The following is an 18,264-nucleotide window of genomic DNA, read 5'->3' on the forward strand; positions in this document are numbered from 1 at the left end:
GCGGTGGGGGCCCACCCCCGCCCCCCGCCCCCCCCCCCCCCCGGGGCCCCCCCCCCGCCCCCCCCCCCCCCCCCCCCCCCCCCCCAGCGCCGCGACCTCGTTGACGAAGTCGCGGGTGGCGCCCACGCCGATGGGCACGGTCCGGGTGAAGGGCAGCCCGAGATCGCGCTCCATCCAGCGGCAGGCGGATTCCCCCGTTTCGGGATACATCAGAACATTGAAATGCGCCGCCCCGAGCCGTGTCAGGTCGTCGGGCGTGGCGCCGTAGGGCGCGCAGACATTGACCGCGATGCCCATCTCCTCCAGCAGCGCGCTGACCTCGGTGATGTCGTCGCGGTGGCGGAAGCCGAGCGCCGTCGCCCCGATCAGGTTGCAACTGACATGCGCAGTCTTTTCCACCGGCCGGGCCAGCGCGCGCGTGACCTGGAAGAACGTCTCGTCGGCGCCGAAATTCTCCTTGCGCTGGTAGCTGGGCAGCTCCAGCGGGATGACGGGGATGGGCATGCCCATGGTCTCGGCCATGCCGCCGGGGTCGTCCTGGATGAGCTCTGCCGTGCAGGAGGCGCCCACGATCATCGCCTGCGGCGCGAACCGCTCATAGGCGGTTTCGCAGGCGGTCTTGAACAGGTTGGCGGTATCGCTGCCCAGGTCGCGCGCCTGGAATGTCGTGTAGGTAACCGGCGGGCGGTGGTTGCGCCGCTCGATCATGGTGAAAAGCAGATCGGCGTAGGTGTCGCCCTGCGGGGCGTGCAGCACGTAATGCAGCCCCTTCATTGCCGTGGCCACGCGCAGGGCGCCCACATGCGGCGGCCCCTCGTATGTCCAGACGCTGAGCTTCATTCCGCCGGCTCCAGCTTGAGCGCGTCGCGCCGGTGGACAGGGCGCGAGAACAGGCCGGCCAGATCGCCTGCCTGTTCGTAGAAATGCACCGGGGTGAACACCAGTTCGATCGCCCACTTCGTCGTCAGCCCCTCCGCCTCCAGCGGGTTGGCAAGGCCGAGACCACACACCGTCAGGTCGGGCCGGGCGGCGCGGCAGCGGTCGAGCTGAAGGTCGACATCCTGTCCCTCGGCCAGCGTGGGGCCTTGTCCGAGCAGGTCCATGTCCGGGCCCACGACCGATTTATGGATGTAGGGGGCGCCGACCTCGACCGCCTCCATGCCGCATTCGCGGGTCAGGAAGCGGGCGAGTGGGATTTCCAACTGGCTGTCGGGGAAAAAGAACACGGACTTGCCCGAAAGCGTCTCGGCCGCACGGGCCAGCGCCTTGCGGGCACGCGCGCGGGGCGCGCCGGTGACGGCGTCGAAACGCGCCTGATCGACGCCGAATTCCCGCGCCACGGCGGCAAGCCACGCGGTGGTGCCCTCCTCGCCAAACGGGAAAGGCGCGGGCAGGTGACGCGCCCCGCGCCGTTCAAGGGCGGCATGGGTGCCCCCCAGGAACGGCTGGGTGAGGGCGAAGACGGTATTGGGGCCCACGGCCAGGCCGCTGTCGGCATGGCGCGCGGGCAGGACCGCGACATCGTCGATCCCCATCTTGCCCAGCAGGTCGAGCGCCTGGTCTTCCACCACGTCGGGCAGGGCCCCCACGAGCAGAAGCTGGCGCCTGGATGTCTCGGGCAGGACCGGCACCATGGAGGCGAGGCAGGCGTCCTCGCCCTCGGTGAAGGTGGTCTCGATCCCCGAGCCGGAATAGTTCAATACCCGCACCTTGGGCGCGTGGCGCGCGGTCAGCCGCTCGGCGGCGCGGGACAGGTCGAGCTTGATGACCTCGGAGGGGCAGGAGCCCACGAGGAAAAGCTGGCGGATGTCCGAGCGGCGCGCCAGCAGGCGGTCGACCTCGCGCTCCAGCTCTTCCTGTGCGTCCGCAAGGCCGGCGAGATCGGTCTCCTCCAGTATCGCGGTGCCGAAGCGCGGCTCGGCGAAGATCATGACGCCGGCGGCCGATTGCAGCAGGTGCGCGCAGGTCCGCGAGCCCACCACGAGGAAGAACGCGTCCTGCATCTTGCGGTGCAGCCAGATGATTCCGGTCAGGCCGCAGAATACCTCGTGCTGTCCGCGCTCCTTGAGAACGGGGGCGTTGCGGCATCCGGCCGCGGGGGGTGGCGGTGTCTGGTGGGTCATGCGGCGGCCTCCATCTGCAGGCGTGCGGCGCGCAACTTGAGCAGGAACTGCCCGGCGTTGACGACGTAGGCGGCATAGGCTGCGAGCGCGACGATCATCAGCCCCGCCGGCGCGAGCGCGTCGGTGAACAGCGCCCAGACATAGGCGGTGTGCAGTGCGATCACGGCAAAGCTGAACACGTCCTCCCAGAAGAAGGCGGGTGCGAAAAGCCACTGTCCGAAAACGATCTTTTCCCAGATCGCGCCGGTGACCATGATGACGTAGAGAAAGCCCGTCTTGACGAGGATGGACAGCGTGGCCCCGGCATAGCCCTCGCCGGTGGCCAAGAAGCGCAGCACGAGCCCGAGCGACACCAGGAAGACGACGAACTGTGCCGGCGCGAGAACGCCCTGCACCGTCGTCCAGACGGTTGCATCACGGCGCACGCGCTGTTCGTTGGTGTAGAGCGCGGCTCCTTCGGGCTTCTGACCAGTTTGCGCTGCCACTTTCCCCTCGCAGGCCGGTTTCGTTGGTCTGATGCTACGGATTCGCAGGCAAAAGTGTCAACTAAAATTTACACACATTCGCACTTCGATATGTCAGTCGAAACGGACCTCGCGATGTGCTCCCGTCCGGCGCCGAGTGCATGGAGTGCTTTTGGCTCAGCCATGCTGGGCTTTGAAATTGTGCGGAGGAAACAGGCTCATGCGGACTTTGCCTCGCTCGCGGTGTCAACAAAGTTTGACATTTGCCCGGGCTGCGCGCAGACTTAGATCATCGGAGCAGTGTTCAAGTGGCGGGGACAGCGCCATGACCGATCCGAACGGAGAGGGGGGAATGAACCAGTATCCGAGAAAGACACGCAACCCAGTGCCACCGCTGACGCCGCCGCGAGACGATGGCGGGCTTAAGGTTCTCGTGGAATCGGCGCTGCGGCGCGTCGCCTCCAAGACCCGGCAAACGCGTCCGGAGACGCGCGCAGACTGGATCGACAGTATTTGCGTCCGTCTCATGGAAGAGTCCGATGCCGGCGCTCAGGCGCTTGTGCCCGACCTGATCGCGAACGGCTTCTGCGCCGAGGAAATCTACCAGTCCCTCATCCCCGACGCCGCGAGGCGGCTGGGCGACATGTGGCTGCGGGACGAGGCGGGATTCGTCGATGTGACGGTTGCGGCCTCGCGGTTGCAGGCGCTGTTGCGCGAGGCCGGCGAGGGCGCGGGCAACACCGCGCCGGGGCAGGCGATCCCCATGGGGCAGGCCGTGCTCATGGTCGTTCCCGACTTCGAGAGGCACACCCTTGGGGCGTTCGTTGCCGCCGACCAGTTCCGGCGTCACGGCATATGGGTTCACATGGCGATCGGCCTGAAACCGCAAGAAGTTGCCGAAATGGTGGCCGGCGGGCGCTTTTCCATGGTGGCCGTGACCGTTTCGATGGCGAAATCGCTTGAAAAGCTGGCGCATCTCATACAAGTAATCCGTGACGGAACGGCCCAATGCCCTCCTGTCGTGCTGGGCGGGTCGGTCGTGACAGAGGTGGCCGGCATTGAGAGGCGTACAGGGGCCGACCACGCGGCGAAATCTGTGCGTGAGGCCATAGAAAGGTCGGGTCTCGTTTCTGTGGCCGAGACGCTGCTCGTAGACTCTTCCTTTGGCGGGTGAAAGGGCGGCGCAACGGGTGGGTAAGGAGACGACGTGACCAAGCAGGAGCGGACATCGGAACGACTGCGCGCTGGTGTCCTGCCGGAACCCGATCACGTGGATCAGTTGATCGAGCAATCCGCCGACCTTGCTGTCGTGGTTGACGGTGATGGTGTCGTCACCGGTATCTCCGTCAACGCCGAGTGCCCGTCTCTGGGGCGGCTTGATCACTGGGTGGGCCGGTTGTTCTCGGACTTCCTGACAGAAGAATGCAAGTCCAAGTTCTCCGACCGTGTCGCACTGATGAAGGCGGATCCCGACTTCGTGCCGCGGCCGCTGGAGCTGAACCATACCGACAACGCGAAATGGGAATTCCCCGTCCGGTACACGCTGCACCGTGTCAGCAAGGGCGATGAGCTGTTGCTGCTTGGCCGCGACATGCAGCCGGTTGCAGAAGTCCAGCAACGGCTCGTGCAGGAGCAGATGGCCCGCGAACGCGACCGTCAGAAGCTGCGCGGCGCGGAAACCTGTTTCCGCATGGTGCTGGAAGCGTCGGAGACGCCGATTGCTCTGGTCGATCCGGATACGGGGCGTATCAACGAGTTGAACCGGGCTGCAGCGGATCTGCTGGGCGGGCGCCCGGATCTTCTGGTTGGCAGTGCATTTGCCCAGGCCTTCGAGGGACGCCGGCGGTCGGAGTTCATGGACGCCGTGACCGCGGCGGCGAATGCCGACGAGAAGAAGGGCGTCGAGGTCGTGTCACGCCGCAACGGTCGGGTAATCACGCTGTGCCCGGGCTTCTTCCGGGCCTCGGGGGAATTGATGCTGCTGTGCCGCATGGTGGCCGTCAAGGAAGACGAGGCAGACGGCCCCGAGGTGTCGCAGATGCTGTCCGCGCTTTTCTCGGCCACCTCGGACGCGATTGTCGTGACCGACAACGCGGGCACGATTCGCGAAGCGAACGAGGGGTTTCTCGTCATGTCCGACGCGGCGCAGCTGCGTGATGTGCGTGGCCGGTCGATGGCGGATTTCCTGTCGCGAGGGAGCGTTGACCTCAAGCTCATACTTGATGGCGCGTTCAAGCATGGCCGGATGCGCAACTACTCGGCACAGGTCCGAAGCGTCGTCGGAACGCGCCTGCAGGTCGACATATCGGCCGCGCATCTGCGTCAGCGGGGCGTCGATCTCGGGGTTGGCCTGATCATTCGCGATGCGTCGCCCGCCGAGGCGGTTCAGCGCGAGGACATGCCGGCCATGGTCAGCGATGACGCGATGCAGAGCGTCATGGAGCTGGTTGGAACGGCGTCGCTGAAGGAGCTGGTGTCGGCGACCTCCGACGTGATCGAGAAGATGTGCATCGAGACGGCGGTGGAGATGACCGGCAACAACCGTGTCGCGGCGGCCGAGATGCTGGGGCTGTCGCGGCAGAGCCTTTACGTCAAGCTGCGCAAGCACGGGCTGCTCAAGTCCGGCAGCGACCAGGAGTAACGCCCCGCGCCCCGCCGCGCGTCGGAAGGCCAACAAAATCCTTTAACGGAATCGCATTGTATAGTTTAATTGACACCATGAGTGTCAGTCTAAACTTGCAATCTGCCCGCCGGCTGCCGCGTCCGCGCGCCCTGCTGACCCTGATCAAGCCGATCACGTGGTTTCCGCCGATATGGGCCTATGCCTGCGGCGCCGTCTCTTCGGGCGTTCCGCTGATGCAGGCCCCGTGGTTGGTGCTGACGGGCATGGTCCTTGCCGGTCCGGTTGTCTGCGGGATGAGCCAGGCGGCCAACGATTGGTGCGACCGGCATGTGGACGCGATCAATGAACCGGGCCGTCCGATTCCCTCGGGCCAGATCCCCGGCCGGTGGGGCCTGTGGGTCGCGCTGGCGATGAGCGCGCTGGCCCTTGGTCTCGGCACGCTGCTCGGGCCCTGGGGGTTTGGCGCCACGGTGATCGGTGTGCTGGCCGCGTGGGCCTACTCGGCCGAGCCCGTCCGCCTCAAGCGGTCCGGGGTCTGGGGGCCCGGGCTGGTCGGGCTGTGTTACGAGGGGCTGCCATGGGTCACCGGCGCAGCCGTGCTGTCAGCCGGGGCTCCGGCCCTGCCGATCCTTACGGTGGCGCTTCTCTATGCGCTGGGGGCGCACGGCATCATGACCCTCAATGATTTCAAGGCTCTCGAAGGCGACCGGCAGACCGGGGTGAACTCGCTGCCGGTGACGCTCGGACCCGAGCGGGCGGCGCGCGTTGCCTGCTGGGTGATGGTCCTGCCGCAATTGGGAGTGATCGGGCTGCTGGCGGTCTGGGGCAAGCCGTGGTTCGCGCTTGCCATCGCCGGGCTGCTGCTGGCGCAGTTGTGGGCGATGCGCGTGCTGCTGAGCGACCCCGAGGGCCGCGCACCGTGGTACAACGGCACCGGGGTGATGCTCTATGTCAGCGGCATGATGGTCGCCGCTTTCGCCCTTCGCGGCATGGGGGGGATGTGATGACCCTGAGCTGGGTGGCCATCGCCCGTCTCGGGCTGGTGCAGATGTGCCTCGGGGCCGTGGTGGTCCTGACAACATCGACGCTGAACCGGCTGATGGTGGTCGAGCACGCGCTGCCCGCCGTGCTGCCGGGGCTGCTGGTGGCGCTGCACTACGGGATACAGATCACGCGGCCCAGCTGGGGGTTCCTGTCGGACACGGGCGGGCGCCGAACCGCGTGGATCGTCGGCGGTATGGCGGTGCTGGCGCTTGGCGCCTTCGGGGCAGCGGCGGGCGTGGTGTTGTTCGCGGCGAGTTTCGGATGGGCGCTGGCGCTGTCGATCCTGTCCTACGCGCTCATCGGGCTGGGCGTCGGCGCCTCGGGGACGTCCCTGCTGGCGCTGCTGGCCACTGCGACCGAGCCGCGCCGCCGCGCCGCGGCCGCCACCATCACGTGGCTGATGATGATCGCGGGCATCGCCCTGACGGCCGGCACGGTCGGCGCCTTCCTCGACCCCTACAGCCCGCAGCTGCTGCTCAGGATCGTGGGCGTCGTCACCTGCGGCGCGGTCTTGTTGACGGGCCTTGCCGTCTGGGGGGTCGAGCGGCGCGTGCGGGCCGCACCGCGCGAGAGCGAGGAGACGCGCTTCCTCGACGGTCTGCGCGAGGTCTGGGCCGAACCGGCCGCCCGGAATTTCACGATATTCGTGTTCCTGTCGATGACCGCCTATTTCATGCAGGAGCTTATACTGGAGCCTTATGCCGGTCTTGTCTTCGGATTCACGCCGGGGCAGTCCACCCAGCTTTCCGGTGCACAAAATGGTGGCGTGTTCCTTGGCATGTTGACCGTGGGTGTCGCGGCGACCGGGCTCAGGTTCGGCAGCCTGCGCGGCTGGGTGGTCGCGGGGTGTTTCGGCTCGGCGGCGAGCCTGGGCTTGGTTGCGGCGCTCGGATCGCTCGTGGTGCCGGTCATGCTCATGCCCGCGGTCGTGTCGCTTGGGTTCTTCAACGGCATGTTCGCCGTGGCTGCCATAGGGTCCATGATGGCGTTGGCCGGTCAGGGGCGCGGTGCGCGCGAGGGTACGCGCATGGGGCTCTGGGGCGCGGCGCAGGCCCTTGCGGCCGGTTTCGGCGGGCTGCTCGGTGCAGCCGCGGCCGACCTGATGCGTGCCGTCGCGGCAAGCGACGCGGCGGCGTTCGGCACGGTCTTTCTGGCAGAGGCCGGTTTGTTCGTGGTGGCGGCGCTCATGGCGCTGAAGGTGATCGATCATGCGCGCGGCCATACGACCGCGCTGATTCCGGGAGAATGACAATGTATGATGTCGTCGTTGTCGGTGGCGGCCCCGCGGGGGCCACGGCCGCCGAGGATCTGGCAAGGTCCGGTGCGCAGGTCGCGCTGCTGGACAAGGCGGGGCGGATCAAGCCCTGCGGCGGCGCGATCCCGCCGCGGCTGATCGAGGAATTCGCCATCCCCGACGACATGCTGGTGGCCCGGATCAAGACCGCGCGCATGATCTCGCCCACCGGGCGGCACGTGGACATTCCCATCGAGAACGGGTTCGTCGGCATGGTCGACCGAGAGGATTTCGACGAGTTCCTGCGCGACCGCGCGCGGCAGGCCGGGGCGGATCGCGCCACCGGCACCTATCGCCGGATCGAGCGCGACGACGAGGGCACGCACGTGGTCTACCGCGACAGGGCCAGCGGCGCAGAGCGGCGGCTGACGGCGCGGCTGGTCATCGGGGCCGATGGTGCCCGCTCGGGCGTGGCGCGCGACGAGGTGCCCGGCGGCGACAGCATTCCTTACGTGATCGCCTATCACGAGATCATCGAGGCGCCGGGCGCGGTTGGCGCTTACCATCCAGACCGGTGCGACGTTGTATATGACGGACGTATCTCGCCCGACTTCTATGGCTGGGTCTTTCCGCACGGCAAGTCGGCCAGTGTCGGCATGGGGTCGATGGTGCACGGGGTGGACCTCAAGCAGGCCACGGCGGATCTGCGGGTGGCCAGCGGGCTGGCCGATTGTCCCACGATCCGGCGCGAGGGGGCGCCGATCCCGCTCAAGCCGATGGAAAGGTGGGACAACGGCCGCGACGTCGTGCTGGCGGGGGATGCTGCCGGCGTGGTGGCGCCGTCATCCGGGGAAGGCATCTATTACGCGATGACGGGCGGACGCGTGGCGGCCGCGGCGGCGATGGCGTGCCTTGCCTCTGGGCGCGTGCGCGATCTCGGGCTGGCGCGCAGGCTGTTCATGCGCGAACACAAGACCGTGTTCCGGGTGCTGGCCTCGATGCAGAATGCCTATTACAAGTCGGATGAGCGGCGGGAGCGGTTCGTCTCGCTGTGTCATGACATCGACGTGCAGCGCCTGACATTCGAGGCCTACATGAACAAGAAACTCGTCCGCGCGCGCCCGATGGCGCATCTCAGGATCGGGCTCAAGAACCTTGCCCATCTCGCGCGGCTGGTGCCGGCGGCATATACATGAGAGACATGATACCGACATGGGTTGATGGCGATCTGGTCGCCGTCGAGAAGCTGGAGGCGCACCGCCGCGGCCTGTTGCACAAGGCCGTGTCGGTGTTCGTGTTGTGCGGAACGGAGGTGCTGATCCAGCGCCGGGCGCGGGGCAAGTACCATACGCCGGGGTTGTGGGCGAACACCTGCTGCACCCACCCCCATTGGGGCGAAGCGCCGGATGCCTGCGCGCGCCGCCGCCTTGAGGAGGAGCTGGGACTGTCCGGCCTGCCACTGGAACACCGCGACAGGGTGACCTACCGCGCCGATGTGGGCGGCGGGCTGATCGAGCACGAATCCGTCGATATCTTCGTTTCGCGTGTCGAAGAGCGTATCAGGCCCGCGCCCAACCCCTCGGAAGTGATGGCGACGGAATGGGTCGACATGGCCGAGCTCGCGGCCTCCACCCGCCGCGCGCCGGAGGTCTATACCCCGTGGCTGCGAATCTACATGGACCGCCACGCCGAGCAGATATTCGCCTGAGCGCCGGATTTCCCGCCCGCATCCGGGCGCGGTTGATCTGTGTCAATTCATTGCCTCTCGTCATGTGTCAACTTTAACTTACACATGGGAGGCAAAACATGCGACTGGTCCTCATTCACCCGAATTACCATTCCGGCGGCGCGGAAATCGCGGGAAATTGGCCGCCGGCCTGGGTGGCCTATCTTGCCGGTCCGTTAAAGGCCGCGGGGTATACCGACATCCATTTCATCGACGCGATGACCCACGATATCGGCGAGGATGAGCTTCGCGCGCGGGTTGCCGCGCTCAAGCCGGATATCGTGGGCGCAACGGCGATCACGCCCTCGATCTACCGTGCCGAGCGCGCGCTGGAAATCGCGAAAGAGGCCGCGCCAGAGGCCGTTACGGTTCTGGGCGGGGTGCACGCGACCTTCATGTTCAAGCAGGTTCTCAGCGAGGCGCCGCACATCGACGCCATCGTGCGCGGCGAGGGCGAGGAGGTGTTCCTCGATTTCGTGCGCGCGGTCGAGGACGGGCGCTGGCGGACCGACCGCAAGCGCATCAAGGGCATCGCCTACACCGACGGCACCGAGATCGTCGCCACCCCGGCTGCCCCCACGGTCAAGAACCTCGACGGGATCATGCCTGATTGGTCGATCCTCGACTGGGAAAAGTACATCTACATACCCCTCAATACCCGGCTGGCCATTCCCAGCCTTGCACGGGGCTGCCCGTTCACCTGTTCCTTCTGCTCGCAGTGGAAGTTCTGGCGTGACTACCGCGTGCGCGACCCCAAGGCGGTCGTGGACGAGATCGAGGATCTGGTGGATAACCACGGTGTCGGGTTTTTCATTCTCGCCGACGAGGAACCCACGATCAATCGCCGCAAGTTCACCGAGTTCTGCGAGGAGCTGATCGCCCGCGGCCTGCCCGACAGGGTGAAGTGGGGGATCAACACGCGCGTCACGGATATCCAGCGCGACATGGACCAACTGCACCTGTGGCGCCGCGCCGGGCTGGTGCATATCAGCCTCGGCACCGAGGCGGCCGCGCAGATGAAGCTGGACCTGTTCAACAAGGAAACCAAGGTCGAGCAGAACAAGGAGGCGATCCGCCTTCTGCGCGAGGCCGACATCTTCACCGAGGCGCAGTTCATCGTCGGGCTGGAGAACGAGACCGAGGAGACGCTGGAAGAGACCTACCGCTTCGCCCGCGACTGGAACCCCGACCTCGCCAACTGGACCATGTACACGCCGTGGCCGTTCACGCCGCTTTTCCAGGAGCTGCGCGACCAGGTCGAGGTGTTCGATTTCGAGAAGTACAACTTCGTCACGCCCATAATGAAGCCGGACGCGATGGACCGCGCCACCCTGCTGGACAGGGTGATGCACAACTACCGTCGCTTCTACATGATCAAGGCGCTGTTCCATTATCCTTGGCGCGGCCGCGGCTTCCGCCGGAAATACCTGCTGGGTTGCCTGAAGGCCTTTGCCAAGGCGGGATTCGCGCGCACGTTCTACGATCTGGGCAAGGTCGGTTACTGGGGGCCGCAATCCAAGGAAAAGGTCGATTTCCAGTTCGATGACACGCGCCAGATCGCCGAGGCGCAGATGGCCGACTGGGAGGCGATGGCCGACCGCAAGCGCAAGGCCGAGGAGCGCAAGGCCAGCGTCCGGGCGCAGGTCAAGGCGCGCAAGGCCGAACTCGCCGCATCCGGGGACGCGGGCGGTGGTGATCGCGCACCGGCGCACACCCCGGCAGAGTAACCCCATGCCGGACAGCGCCGATCCGGTCCACGTGGTGGGGCCGAACGCGATCCTGCAAATGGCCGCCGCGCTGTGCGCCGAGGGGGGCGAGACGTTGGCGCGCGAGGTGTTCGGCCGTGCCGGGATTGCCCCGATGCTTGACGTGCCGCCTGCGTCCATGGTCGCGGAGTCGGACGCGGCGCGGCTGCACCGCGCGGTGGCCGCCACGCTGGAGCCCGAACGGGCCGCGGCGGTGGCGCGGGAAAGCGGCCGCCTGACCGGTGAGTATATCCTTGCCCACCGTATCCCCGCCGGCGCAAGACGGATGCTGCGCGCGTTGCCCGCCGCGGTGTCCGGGCCGATGCTGCTGACAGCCATTCGGCGTCACGCCTGGACCTTTGCCGGCTCGGGCCGGGTCACCACGGGCAAGCGGCCGATGATGCTGGGCATCGCGGCGAATCCGCTGGCGACACCGGGGTGCCCGTGGCACCGCGCCGTGCTGCAGACACTGTTCCGCAGCCTCGTGGCCGGCGACATGACCGTGGAGGAAGCAGGCTGTTGCGCGCGGGGTGCCGCCGCTTGCCGGTTTTTCATGCGCCGTGGTTGAAACGGCCCGGCGTCAACCGGCCAGCAGCTCCGCCAGCAAGGGGTTGGGAAAGCGCCGGGCGCGCGTGACGGCAAGGAAGTTTTCCACGATCCCCTCCAGCTGTGCCGCCTCGACCAGGCGGCCCGAGTCAAGCTCGTCCCTGGCGACAATCGGCGGGATGACGGCCAGCCCCGCGTTTTCGCGCACCAGCAGGCGCAGCATCGCCATGTCATCGGCCTCGGCCGCGATGGCCGGCACGATTCCCGTCCGGTCCAGATAGGCGTCGAAGGCCGCGCGCAGCGCGCTGTCTTGCGCCGGCAGGATCAGCGGCTCCTCCGACAGCAACGCGTCCACGTCCCGCGTACCCGTGCCGACGCGACCGGGCGTTCCTATGAGGCTTACGCGCTGCTCGGAAATGTGATGGACGCGCCACGGGCTCGCGGCATCCCGGGCGGGCGCGAGATTCGTCAGAACCACATCGAGTGCGAGGGATTCCAGGCCGCGCAGCAGCGCGGCCTGGTTTCCCGACCGCAGCACGACCTCGGTATCGGTCCGGCCGATGAGGGGATGCAGGAACTGCATCTGGAAATTGCGTGACAAGGTCGCGAGGGCCCCCACCCGCAGCACCCGCCGTGTGCGGCCGGTGTCACGCAGCGTCGCGGTCAGGTCCTCGGCGGTGCGAAAGATCGCCTCGGCATGGTCGAGTGCGATCCGCCCCGCCTCCGTCAGGACGAGCCCGCGGCCGCGGCGCTCGAACAGGTCGTGGCCGAGCGTTGCCTCCAGGGTCTTGATCTGGCTGGAAAGGGCCGATTGGGACAGGTTCAGCTGACGCGCCGCGCCGGTGAGCGTGCCCTCTGCCGCCACGGCCCGGAAAAGGCGTAAGTGATGAAGGTTCAGCAAGGCCAATGTTCTATTTAATAGAATGATTATGCGCAAAATATGTAATTTTATAAAACATTGTCAAGCGATATCTCCTCCTTCGACAGTATCCAAGGAGTTCGGCCATGATATCTTTACCCCCATTGATCCTTATCGGACCGATCGTTCTGATCGTAGCGGCCGTTTTCGCCGCGGCACGGCCCGGGCGGCGCCCCGGTTCGGTCCCGCAGGTGGCGGAGACTGCGGCGCTTATCGCGCTTGCCACGGCGGTGGCGGGCGTCGTGCAGTTTCAGGTGCTCGGGGCCGCGACCGTTTCAACGGGGGGCACTGCGGCCCTGTTGGCGCTCCGGCTCGACGCGATCAGCGCGACGATGACGCTGCTCGTGGCGTTCGTCGGGTGGATCGTCGTGCGCTACTCGCGCAGTTACCTTGACGGCGAGCGGCGCGAGGGCGCGTTCCACGGGCTCATGCTGGCCACCTTGGCGGCAGTGCTGCTTCTCGTGCAGGCGGGCAGTCTTGCCGTTCTGGCGGCGGCGTTCGTCGCGGTCGGGCTCGGGCTGCGGCGCTTGTTGCTGTTCTATCCCGACCGGGCCGAGGCCCGGCGCGCGGCTGCCAAGTTCTCGCTCGTCTGGGGTGCTGGCGACGCCGCGCTCATCGCCGCCGCCGTGCTGCTCTGGGCGGGATTCGGTACTTCCGATATTGGTGCGCTGACGCAGGCCGCCGCCGAGGGCCTGCCGGTGCAGGCCAAGATCGCGGCGGGCCTGCTGGTGCTGGCCGCCGGGCTCAAGACCGCGGCCTTCCCCCTGCATGGATGGCTGACCGAGGTGATGGAGGCGCCCACGCCGGTTTCCGCGCTGCTCCACGCCGGGATCATCAACGGGGGCGGCGTGCTGCTGATCCGGCTGGCCGAGGTCGTCCAGGCGAGCACCGCGGCGATGGCGGCGCTGGTCATGCTGGGCGGGCTGACGGCCCTGTTCGGCGCGGTCGTCATGCTCACGCAGAGCGCGGTCAAGACCGCGCTGGCATGGTCCACGATCAGCCAGATGGGCTTCATGCTGCTGCAATGCGGGCTCGGGCTTTGGCCGCTGGCCTTGCTGCACATCGTGGCGCATTCGCTCTACAAGGCGCACGCCTTTCTCGGCTCCGGCACTGCCATCCGCGCCGTGGCGCAAGTGCACCGGCCGGGCCCTGTCGCGGTGCCGGGGTTCGGCGCCGTTGCACGGTCGTTCGCGCTCGCGATCGCGCTCTATGCCGTGGTGGCGGTGGGCTTCGGCGTGATCGCGGGGCCGAAATCGGCACAGGCGGTGGCGCTCGGCGCGATCCTGATCTTCGGGGTTGCCTACCTCGTCGCGCAAGGGCTTGCCGATACCGCGCCGCGGGCGCTGACGCAGCGCACCGCAGCCGCATCGCTGGCCGCCGCGGTGGCCTATTTCGGTTTCCACAAGATGGCCGGCCTGCTCTGGGGGACGCATCTGCCCGGGGCGCCCGTGCCCGGCGCGCTGGAGTGGGCACTGATCCTTCTGGCGTTGATCTCTTTCGGCCTCGTGGCCGTCGCGCAGGCGCTGTTCCCGATGTGGGCGCATCACCCCTCCACGGCGGGGCTGCGGGTGCATCTTGCCAACGGGCTTTACCTCAACGCGGTGCTCGACCGGCTGACCGGCGGGTTGCAGACCGCCAAAACAGATTAATAACAAGGAGATAAAACGATGTTTCTCAAGCATGCACAGATCGCTCCCGCCCGGGTCACCGACCTGCTCGAAGCTGCCGAATCCGCGGCCCGCGCCATCCCCCCCGCCTTTCCGCTCGATGCCACCGTCGCGGTCAACCCGTTTCTCGGCCAGACCGGCGAGACGCTGGAGACCGCGGCCGGCAGGCTGGCGCGGGTGGCGGGGGAGCGACTGACGCGCGCCCGTGCCGATTACGCGGCGGACGTGGCGGCCGGACGGATCACGGATGACGACCTTGCCGCCGCGCTGCTGGCCTCGGACTCGCCGTTCAAGCCCGACGACCTGGCCATGCTCAAGGCCAAGCTGCATGTCGAGAGCCCGGCGCCGGAGGCGTTGCCAACCGTGGCCGACCTGGCCGCGCGGGTGACGGGCACCGACTGGCCCGCCGTGATCGCGCGCAGCTTCGGGCTTTGGGCCGGGGGCCATTTCGACCGCGGGCAGGCGTTGTGGACCCCCGCGCCGGGGCGGCCGGCCTTTGCGGCATGGCGCGAATGGGCCACTCACGACCTGACGCCCGAGATTGCCGGGCTTTCCGGTTTCTGCGCGCACGTCGCGGCGGCGCCCGACACCTCGGAGCGCGCCGTGCTGCGCGCGGCCGAACGGCTCGGACTGGTCGAGGAGGCGGCCGAAACCGCGTTCCACAGGCTTCTCATGGATCTCGGGGGATGGGCGCAGCACGCGCGCTGGCTGCTGTGGCAGGCCGAAATGGCCGATGACACCGACCACACGATCACCGACTTGCTGGCGATACGCCTGATCTGGGAAGAGGCGATCCTCGCCCGGTTCCCACAGGTGGCCGAGGACTGGCAAGAGACCGTCAGGCGCCACGCCGTGCCCGTCTCCCCGACGCCGGAGCAGGCGCTGGACGCCATCCTGCAGGATGCGGCCGAGCGCGCCCATCAACGCCGGCTGGCGCAGGCGCTGAAACCGGTCGCGGCGCGGCCCGAACGGCCAGCCCTGCAGGCGGCTTTCTGCATCGACGTGCGCTCCGAGGTGTTCCGCCGGGCGCTGGAATCGCAGGATGCGGGCATCGAGACCATCGGCTTCGCCGGGTTCTTCGGCTTGCCGGTGGCCCACAAGCCGCACGGCACCGACGAGGTGCAGGCGCACCTGCCCGTGCTGCTCAAGCCGGCCCTGTCGTCATGCAGCCACGCCGAGCCCGAGACAGAGACCGCGGCGCGGATCGGGGCGCGTGCCGCGCGGGCATGGGGACGGTTCCGGCAGGCGGCGGTTTCGTCCTTCGCCTTCGTCGAGGCGGCAGGGCCGGCCTATGCCTGGAAACTGGTGAAGGACGCGCTTGGCCGGGGAGGCAAGGGGGCGGCGCCCGATCCGTCACCGCGGCTGGTGGATGACCTGACCGCCGCGCAAAAGGCCGAGACGGCGGCGGCGGTGTTGAAGGCGATGAGCCTGACGGGCGGGCATGCCCGCACCGTGCTGCTGCTCGGACATGGTGCGCAGGTCACGAACAACCCCCATGAAAGCGCCTATCACTGCGGCGCGTGCGGGGGGCAGACCGGCGAGGTTTCGGCACGGCTGTTGGCCGGGCTGCTGAACGACCCCGAGGCACGGGCGGGGCTGCCCGGCCACGGTATAGAGCTGCCCCGGGATACGTGTTTCGTGGCGGGACTGCATGACACGACAACGGACGAGGTGACGCTTTACCAAGATTCGGACATGTCGGACCATGCCGCCGACCTGGCACGGACGCGCGATTGGCTGGAACGGGCCGGCCGGCTGGCCCGGGCGGAACGGGCGCAACGCCTGCCGGGCGCAACGCCGCAGAACGTTGCCGCCCGTGCCGTGAACTGGGCTGAGGTGCGCCCGGAATGGGGATTGGCGGGGTGTGCGGCCTTCATCGCCGCGCCGCGCGAGGTGACGGCCGGCGCCGACCTGCAGGGGCGCGCGTTCCTGCACAGCTATGACTGGCGGGGCGACGCGGATTTCACCACGCTTGAGCTCATCCTGACAGCGCCCGTGGTGGTGGCGAGCTGGATCAGCCTGCAGTACTACGGATCGGCCGTCGCGCCGCGGGCCTTCGGCGGGGGCAACAAGCTCATCCACAACGTGGTGGGCGGCATTGGCGTCGTGCAAGGCAACGGTGGAATCCTGCGCCCCGGCCTGCCGTGGCAAACCGTCCACGACGGTGAAGGGCTCGTGCATGAACCCCTTCGCTTGTCGGTGATGATCGAGGCGCCGCGGCAGGCCATCGAGGATGTGTTGAACCGGCACGAGGACGTGCGCGCGCTGTTCGACAATGGCTGGCTGCATCTGTTCGCTCTCGAAGACGGGCAGGTGTCAGCGCGGTACCGGCCCGGCGCCGGTTGGGGCCGTCCCGCCCTGGAGACCGTGGCCGCATGAACCTGCCGCGGTGCGTGGCGCTTGGCACGATGCATGGCAAGGTGGCGGCCATCGGGCCGCCGCTGACCCGCCTTGGCATCGCCGTGGATGTACCGCGGGGGCTCGATACCGACCGGTTTGGCACCTTCACGGGCGAGATGCCTCGCCCCGGAACCATGGAGGAGGCGGCCCTCGCCAAGGCGCGCGCGGCGTCGGAGGCCAGCGGCCTGCCCGTCGGGATCGCCAGCGAAGGAAGTTACGCCCCCCACCCGGCGCTTCCCCTCGTGCCGTTCGGGCGCGAGCTTTTGCTCTGGCACGACGGCAGCAGCGGGCAGGTGATTGCCGAGTGGCATACGGATGCCCGGCCCTGCTTTGACCAGACCGACGCCGCCGGCCCGGCCGATGCGGCCCCGTTTCTCGAAAGGATCGGGTTCCCGAAAACGGCGGTGATCGTCTCGCCCGGCGGGGAAAAGACGAAGCCGCTGGCCAAAGGGGTGACAGACCACGCTGCGTTGGAGGCCGCGATAACCGAAGCCGCGCGGCTCTCGCGCAATGGCAAGGCATTCCTGCAGACCGACATGCGGGCGCATCTCAATCCCCGCAGGATGTCTGTCATCGCCGCGCTGGCAGACCGTTTCGCTGCGCGTCTCGCCTGCGATTGCCCGTCTTGCGGCGCCCCCGGCTGGGGGCGCTTGCGGGTCGAGACCGGATTGCCGTGCGAATGGTGCGAGGGACCGACAGCCCTTGTTGCGCGAGAGGTGCATGGCTGCACCGCCTGCGGGCAAACGCTCAGGCGCACCCGTCCGGATGGGCTGGAACGGGCCGATCCCGGCCAGTGCCCGGCATGCAACCCCTGAGTGGGGCGCGGGTGCAATCCTGCCCTGTGCCCGTATGCCGCTGGCCCACCACCCAAATGCGCCGCGCGGTTGCGTGCGGCGGATGGCATCGGGTGGCCAGCTGCTTGCCTCTACCATGATATCCGCGCGCGGCCCGGCCGAACAGATACGTTAACCGAACGCGCCCTTGATGAAATCCCGTGTCCGCATGTCGGCCGGGTTTTCGAACACCTCGCGGGTGTCGCCGACCTCGGCGATCTCGCCAAGGTAGAAGAACGCGGTCCTGTGCGTAATGCGCTTGGTCTGCTCCATGGAATGCGTGATGAGGACGATGGAATAATGTTCGGCCAGCTCGGTGATAAGATGCTCGATCCGGGCCGCCGCATTGGGATCGAGCGCAGAGACGGGCTCGTCCATGAGCAGTACCTCGGGGTCGTTGGCGATGGCCCGCGCGATGCACAGGCGCTGTTGCTGGCCACCCGACAGGTCGGTGCCGCGGTCCTTCAGCTTGTCCTTGACCTCGTCCCACAGACCAGCGCGCCGCAGGCTGTGCTCCACTAGGTTGTCCAGATCCTCGCGATGGCGGACGAAACCGTGCAGTCGCGGGCCGAAGGCAACGTTGTCATAAACGGATTTCGGAAAAGGGTTGGGCGCCTGCGCGACCATGCCCACGCGCGTGCGGATGCGCACGGGGTCTATGCCCGGGGCGTAGATGTCGTTGCCGTCCAGCCGGATCTTGCCGGTCACCCGGGCGTTTTCCACCGCGTCGTTCATCCGGTTCAGGCAGCGCAGGAAAGTGGTCTTGCCGCAGCCGGACGGCCCCATGAAGGCGAGCACTTCGCGCGCATGGATGTCCAGTGAACAGTGCTTGATCGCGTGAAAGCCGCCGTAAAAGACGTTCACGTTCCGGCAGTCCATCTTGACCTCGGGGGTGGTCACCGGGACCCGGGGGCGCGTGTTTTCGAGAAGGGCTTCCATC

The 18,264-nt window shown here is 67.6% G+C and carries 16 protein-coding genes; 11 read left to right on the forward strand and 5 right to left on the reverse strand.

The window, feature by feature from the left end; genetic code table 11:
• The 3 genes from ACH13J_RS11615 to bchF form a co-directional block, all read right to left on the reverse strand.
• The coding region (locus tag ACH13J_RS11615) for a nitrogenase component 1 (RefSeq protein WP_397543501.1) at positions 1 to 840 on the reverse strand (840 nt) is incomplete at its 3' end.
• Positions 837 to 2,123: a ferredoxin:protochlorophyllide reductase (ATP-dependent) subunit N gene (locus ACH13J_RS11620; RefSeq protein ID WP_397543502.1), complete on the reverse strand. Its 1,287-nt coding sequence runs from the start codon at positions 2,121 to 2,123 to the stop codon at positions 837 to 839. The genes ACH13J_RS11620 and ACH13J_RS11615, both read right to left, overlap by 4 nt.
• Positions 2,120 to 2,608, reverse strand: coding sequence for a 2-vinyl bacteriochlorophyllide hydratase (gene bchF, locus ACH13J_RS11625; RefSeq protein WP_397543503.1), 489 nt, complete (start codon positions 2,606 to 2,608; stop codon positions 2,120 to 2,122). Before bchF ends, ACH13J_RS11620 begins: the two co-directional genes overlap by 4 nt.
• 304 nt (positions 2,609 to 2,912) lie before the next feature.
• Here bchF and ACH13J_RS11630 point away from each other — a divergent pair, with 304 nt between their 5' ends.
• The 8 genes from ACH13J_RS11630 (at position 2,913) to bchJ (ending at position 11,527) form a co-directional block, all read left to right on the forward strand.
• Positions 2,913 to 3,761, forward strand: a complete 849-nt coding sequence (locus ACH13J_RS11630; protein ID WP_397543504.1) for a cobalamin B12-binding domain-containing protein — start codon at positions 2,913 to 2,915, stop codon at positions 3,759 to 3,761.
• A gap of 33 nt (positions 3,762 to 3,794) precedes the next feature.
• Positions 3,795 to 5,228 (forward strand): transcriptional regulator PpsR, encoded by a 1,434-nt coding sequence (gene ppsR, locus ACH13J_RS11635; RefSeq protein WP_397543505.1) that lies wholly within the window; start codon positions 3,795 to 3,797, stop codon positions 5,226 to 5,228.
• A 77-nt stretch (positions 5,229 to 5,305) separates the two neighbouring features.
• On the forward strand, positions 5,306 to 6,214 hold the full coding sequence (gene chlG, locus ACH13J_RS11640; RefSeq protein WP_397543506.1) for a chlorophyll synthase ChlG: 909 nt from the start codon (positions 5,306 to 5,308) through the stop codon (positions 6,212 to 6,214).
• On the forward strand, positions 6,214 to 7,503 hold the full coding sequence (locus ACH13J_RS11645; protein WP_397543507.1) for a BCD family MFS transporter: 1,290 nt from the start codon (positions 6,214 to 6,216) through the stop codon (positions 7,501 to 7,503). The genes chlG and ACH13J_RS11645 overlap by 1 nt, the downstream gene beginning before the upstream one ends.
• Before the next feature lie 2 nt (positions 7,504 to 7,505).
• Positions 7,506 to 8,684, forward strand: coding sequence for a geranylgeranyl diphosphate reductase (locus tag ACH13J_RS11650; protein WP_397543508.1), 1,179 nt, complete (start codon positions 7,506 to 7,508; stop codon positions 8,682 to 8,684).
• Complete coding sequence (gene idi, locus ACH13J_RS11655) at positions 8,681 to 9,196, forward strand: isopentenyl-diphosphate Delta-isomerase (RefSeq protein WP_397543509.1); 516 nt, start codon at positions 8,681 to 8,683, stop codon at positions 9,194 to 9,196. The genes ACH13J_RS11650 and idi overlap by 4 nt, the downstream gene beginning before the upstream one ends.
• A 98-nt stretch (positions 9,197 to 9,294) precedes the next feature.
• Positions 9,295 to 10,941 (forward strand): magnesium-protoporphyrin IX monomethyl ester anaerobic oxidative cyclase, encoded by a 1,647-nt coding sequence (bchE, locus tag ACH13J_RS11660; RefSeq protein WP_397543510.1) that lies wholly within the window; start codon positions 9,295 to 9,297, stop codon positions 10,939 to 10,941.
• Between the two features lie 4 nt (positions 10,942 to 10,945).
• Positions 10,946 to 11,527, forward strand: a complete 582-nt coding sequence (bchJ, locus tag ACH13J_RS11665; protein ID WP_397543511.1) for a bacteriochlorophyll 4-vinyl reductase — start codon at positions 10,946 to 10,948, stop codon at positions 11,525 to 11,527.
• Between the two features lie 12 nt (positions 11,528 to 11,539).
• Here the strand turns inward: bchJ and ACH13J_RS11670 are convergent, their stop codons facing one another.
• Complete coding sequence (locus tag ACH13J_RS11670; RefSeq protein WP_397543512.1) at positions 11,540 to 12,412, reverse strand: LysR family transcriptional regulator; 873 nt, start codon at positions 12,410 to 12,412, stop codon at positions 11,540 to 11,542.
• A 98-nt stretch (positions 12,413 to 12,510) separates the two neighbouring features.
• Here ACH13J_RS11670 and ACH13J_RS11675 point away from each other — a divergent pair, with 98 nt between their 5' ends.
• Genes ACH13J_RS11675 through ACH13J_RS11685 form a run of 3 tightly spaced genes read left to right on the forward strand, consistent with a single transcriptional unit; the run spans position 12,511 to position 17,306 of the window.
• Positions 12,511 to 14,073, forward strand: coding sequence for a proton-conducting transporter transmembrane domain-containing protein (locus ACH13J_RS11675; protein WP_397543513.1), 1,563 nt, complete (start codon positions 12,511 to 12,513; stop codon positions 14,071 to 14,073).
• Positions 14,074 to 14,091: 18 nt separating this feature from the next.
• A complete protein-coding gene (locus ACH13J_RS11680; RefSeq protein WP_397543514.1) occupies positions 14,092 to 16,470 on the forward strand; it encodes a YbcC family protein in 2,379 nt (792 codons plus the stop codon).
• Positions 16,467 to 17,306 carry a DUF6671 family protein gene (locus tag ACH13J_RS11685; RefSeq protein ID WP_397543515.1) on the forward strand — a complete coding sequence of 280 codons (840 nt, stop codon included), beginning with the start codon at positions 16,467 to 16,469 and terminating at the stop codon, positions 17,304 to 17,306. Before ACH13J_RS11680 ends, ACH13J_RS11685 begins: the two co-directional genes overlap by 4 nt.
• Positions 17,307 to 17,456: 150 nt before the next feature.
• Here the strand turns inward: ACH13J_RS11685 and pstB are convergent, their stop codons facing one another.
• Positions 17,457 to 18,263, reverse strand: coding sequence for a phosphate ABC transporter ATP-binding protein PstB (gene pstB, locus ACH13J_RS11690; protein ID WP_397543516.1), 807 nt, complete (start codon positions 18,261 to 18,263; stop codon positions 17,457 to 17,459).
• Position 18,264: the final 1 nt, after the last annotated feature.

Source organism: Roseovarius salis (genome assembly GCF_044472985.1).
Taxonomy (GTDB): Bacteria; Pseudomonadota; Alphaproteobacteria; order Rhodobacterales; family Rhodobacteraceae; genus Roseovarius; species Roseovarius salis.

What these genes read in the sequence shown, in the direction of transcription:
- chlG (WP_397543506.1), top strand. Translation starts at nt 5,306, where the DNA reads ATGAGTGTCAGTCTAAACTTGCAATCTGCCCGCCGGCTGCCGCGTCCG.
- bchE (WP_397543510.1), top strand. Translation starts at nt 9,295, where the DNA reads ATGCGACTGGTCCTCATTCACCCGAATTACCATTCCGGCGGCGCGGAA.
- idi (WP_397543509.1), top strand. Translation starts at nt 8,681, where the DNA reads ATGAGAGACATGATACCGACATGGGTTGATGGCGATCTGGTCGCCGTC.
- ACH13J_RS11680 (WP_397543514.1), top strand. Translation starts at nt 14,092, where the DNA reads ATGTTTCTCAAGCATGCACAGATCGCTCCCGCCCGGGTCACCGACCTG.
- pstB (WP_397543516.1), bottom strand. Translation starts at nt 18,263, where the DNA reads ATGGAAGCCCTTCTCGAAAACACGCGCCCCCGGGTCCCGGTGACCACC.
- ACH13J_RS11650 (WP_397543508.1), top strand. Translation starts at nt 7,506, where the DNA reads ATGTATGATGTCGTCGTTGTCGGTGGCGGCCCCGCGGGGGCCACGGCC.
- bchJ (WP_397543511.1), top strand. Translation starts at nt 10,946, where the DNA reads ATGCCGGACAGCGCCGATCCGGTCCACGTGGTGGGGCCGAACGCGATC.
- ACH13J_RS11630 (WP_397543504.1), top strand. Translation starts at nt 2,913, where the DNA reads ATGACCGATCCGAACGGAGAGGGGGGAATGAACCAGTATCCGAGAAAG.
- ACH13J_RS11685 (WP_397543515.1), top strand. Translation starts at nt 16,467, where the DNA reads ATGAACCTGCCGCGGTGCGTGGCGCTTGGCACGATGCATGGCAAGGTG.
- ACH13J_RS11645 (WP_397543507.1), top strand. Translation starts at nt 6,214, where the DNA reads ATGACCCTGAGCTGGGTGGCCATCGCCCGTCTCGGGCTGGTGCAGATG.
- ACH13J_RS11675 (WP_397543513.1), top strand. Translation starts at nt 12,511, where the DNA reads ATGATATCTTTACCCCCATTGATCCTTATCGGACCGATCGTTCTGATC.
- ACH13J_RS11620 (WP_397543502.1), bottom strand. Translation starts at nt 2,123, where the DNA reads ATGACCCACCAGACACCGCCACCCCCCGCGGCCGGATGCCGCAACGCC.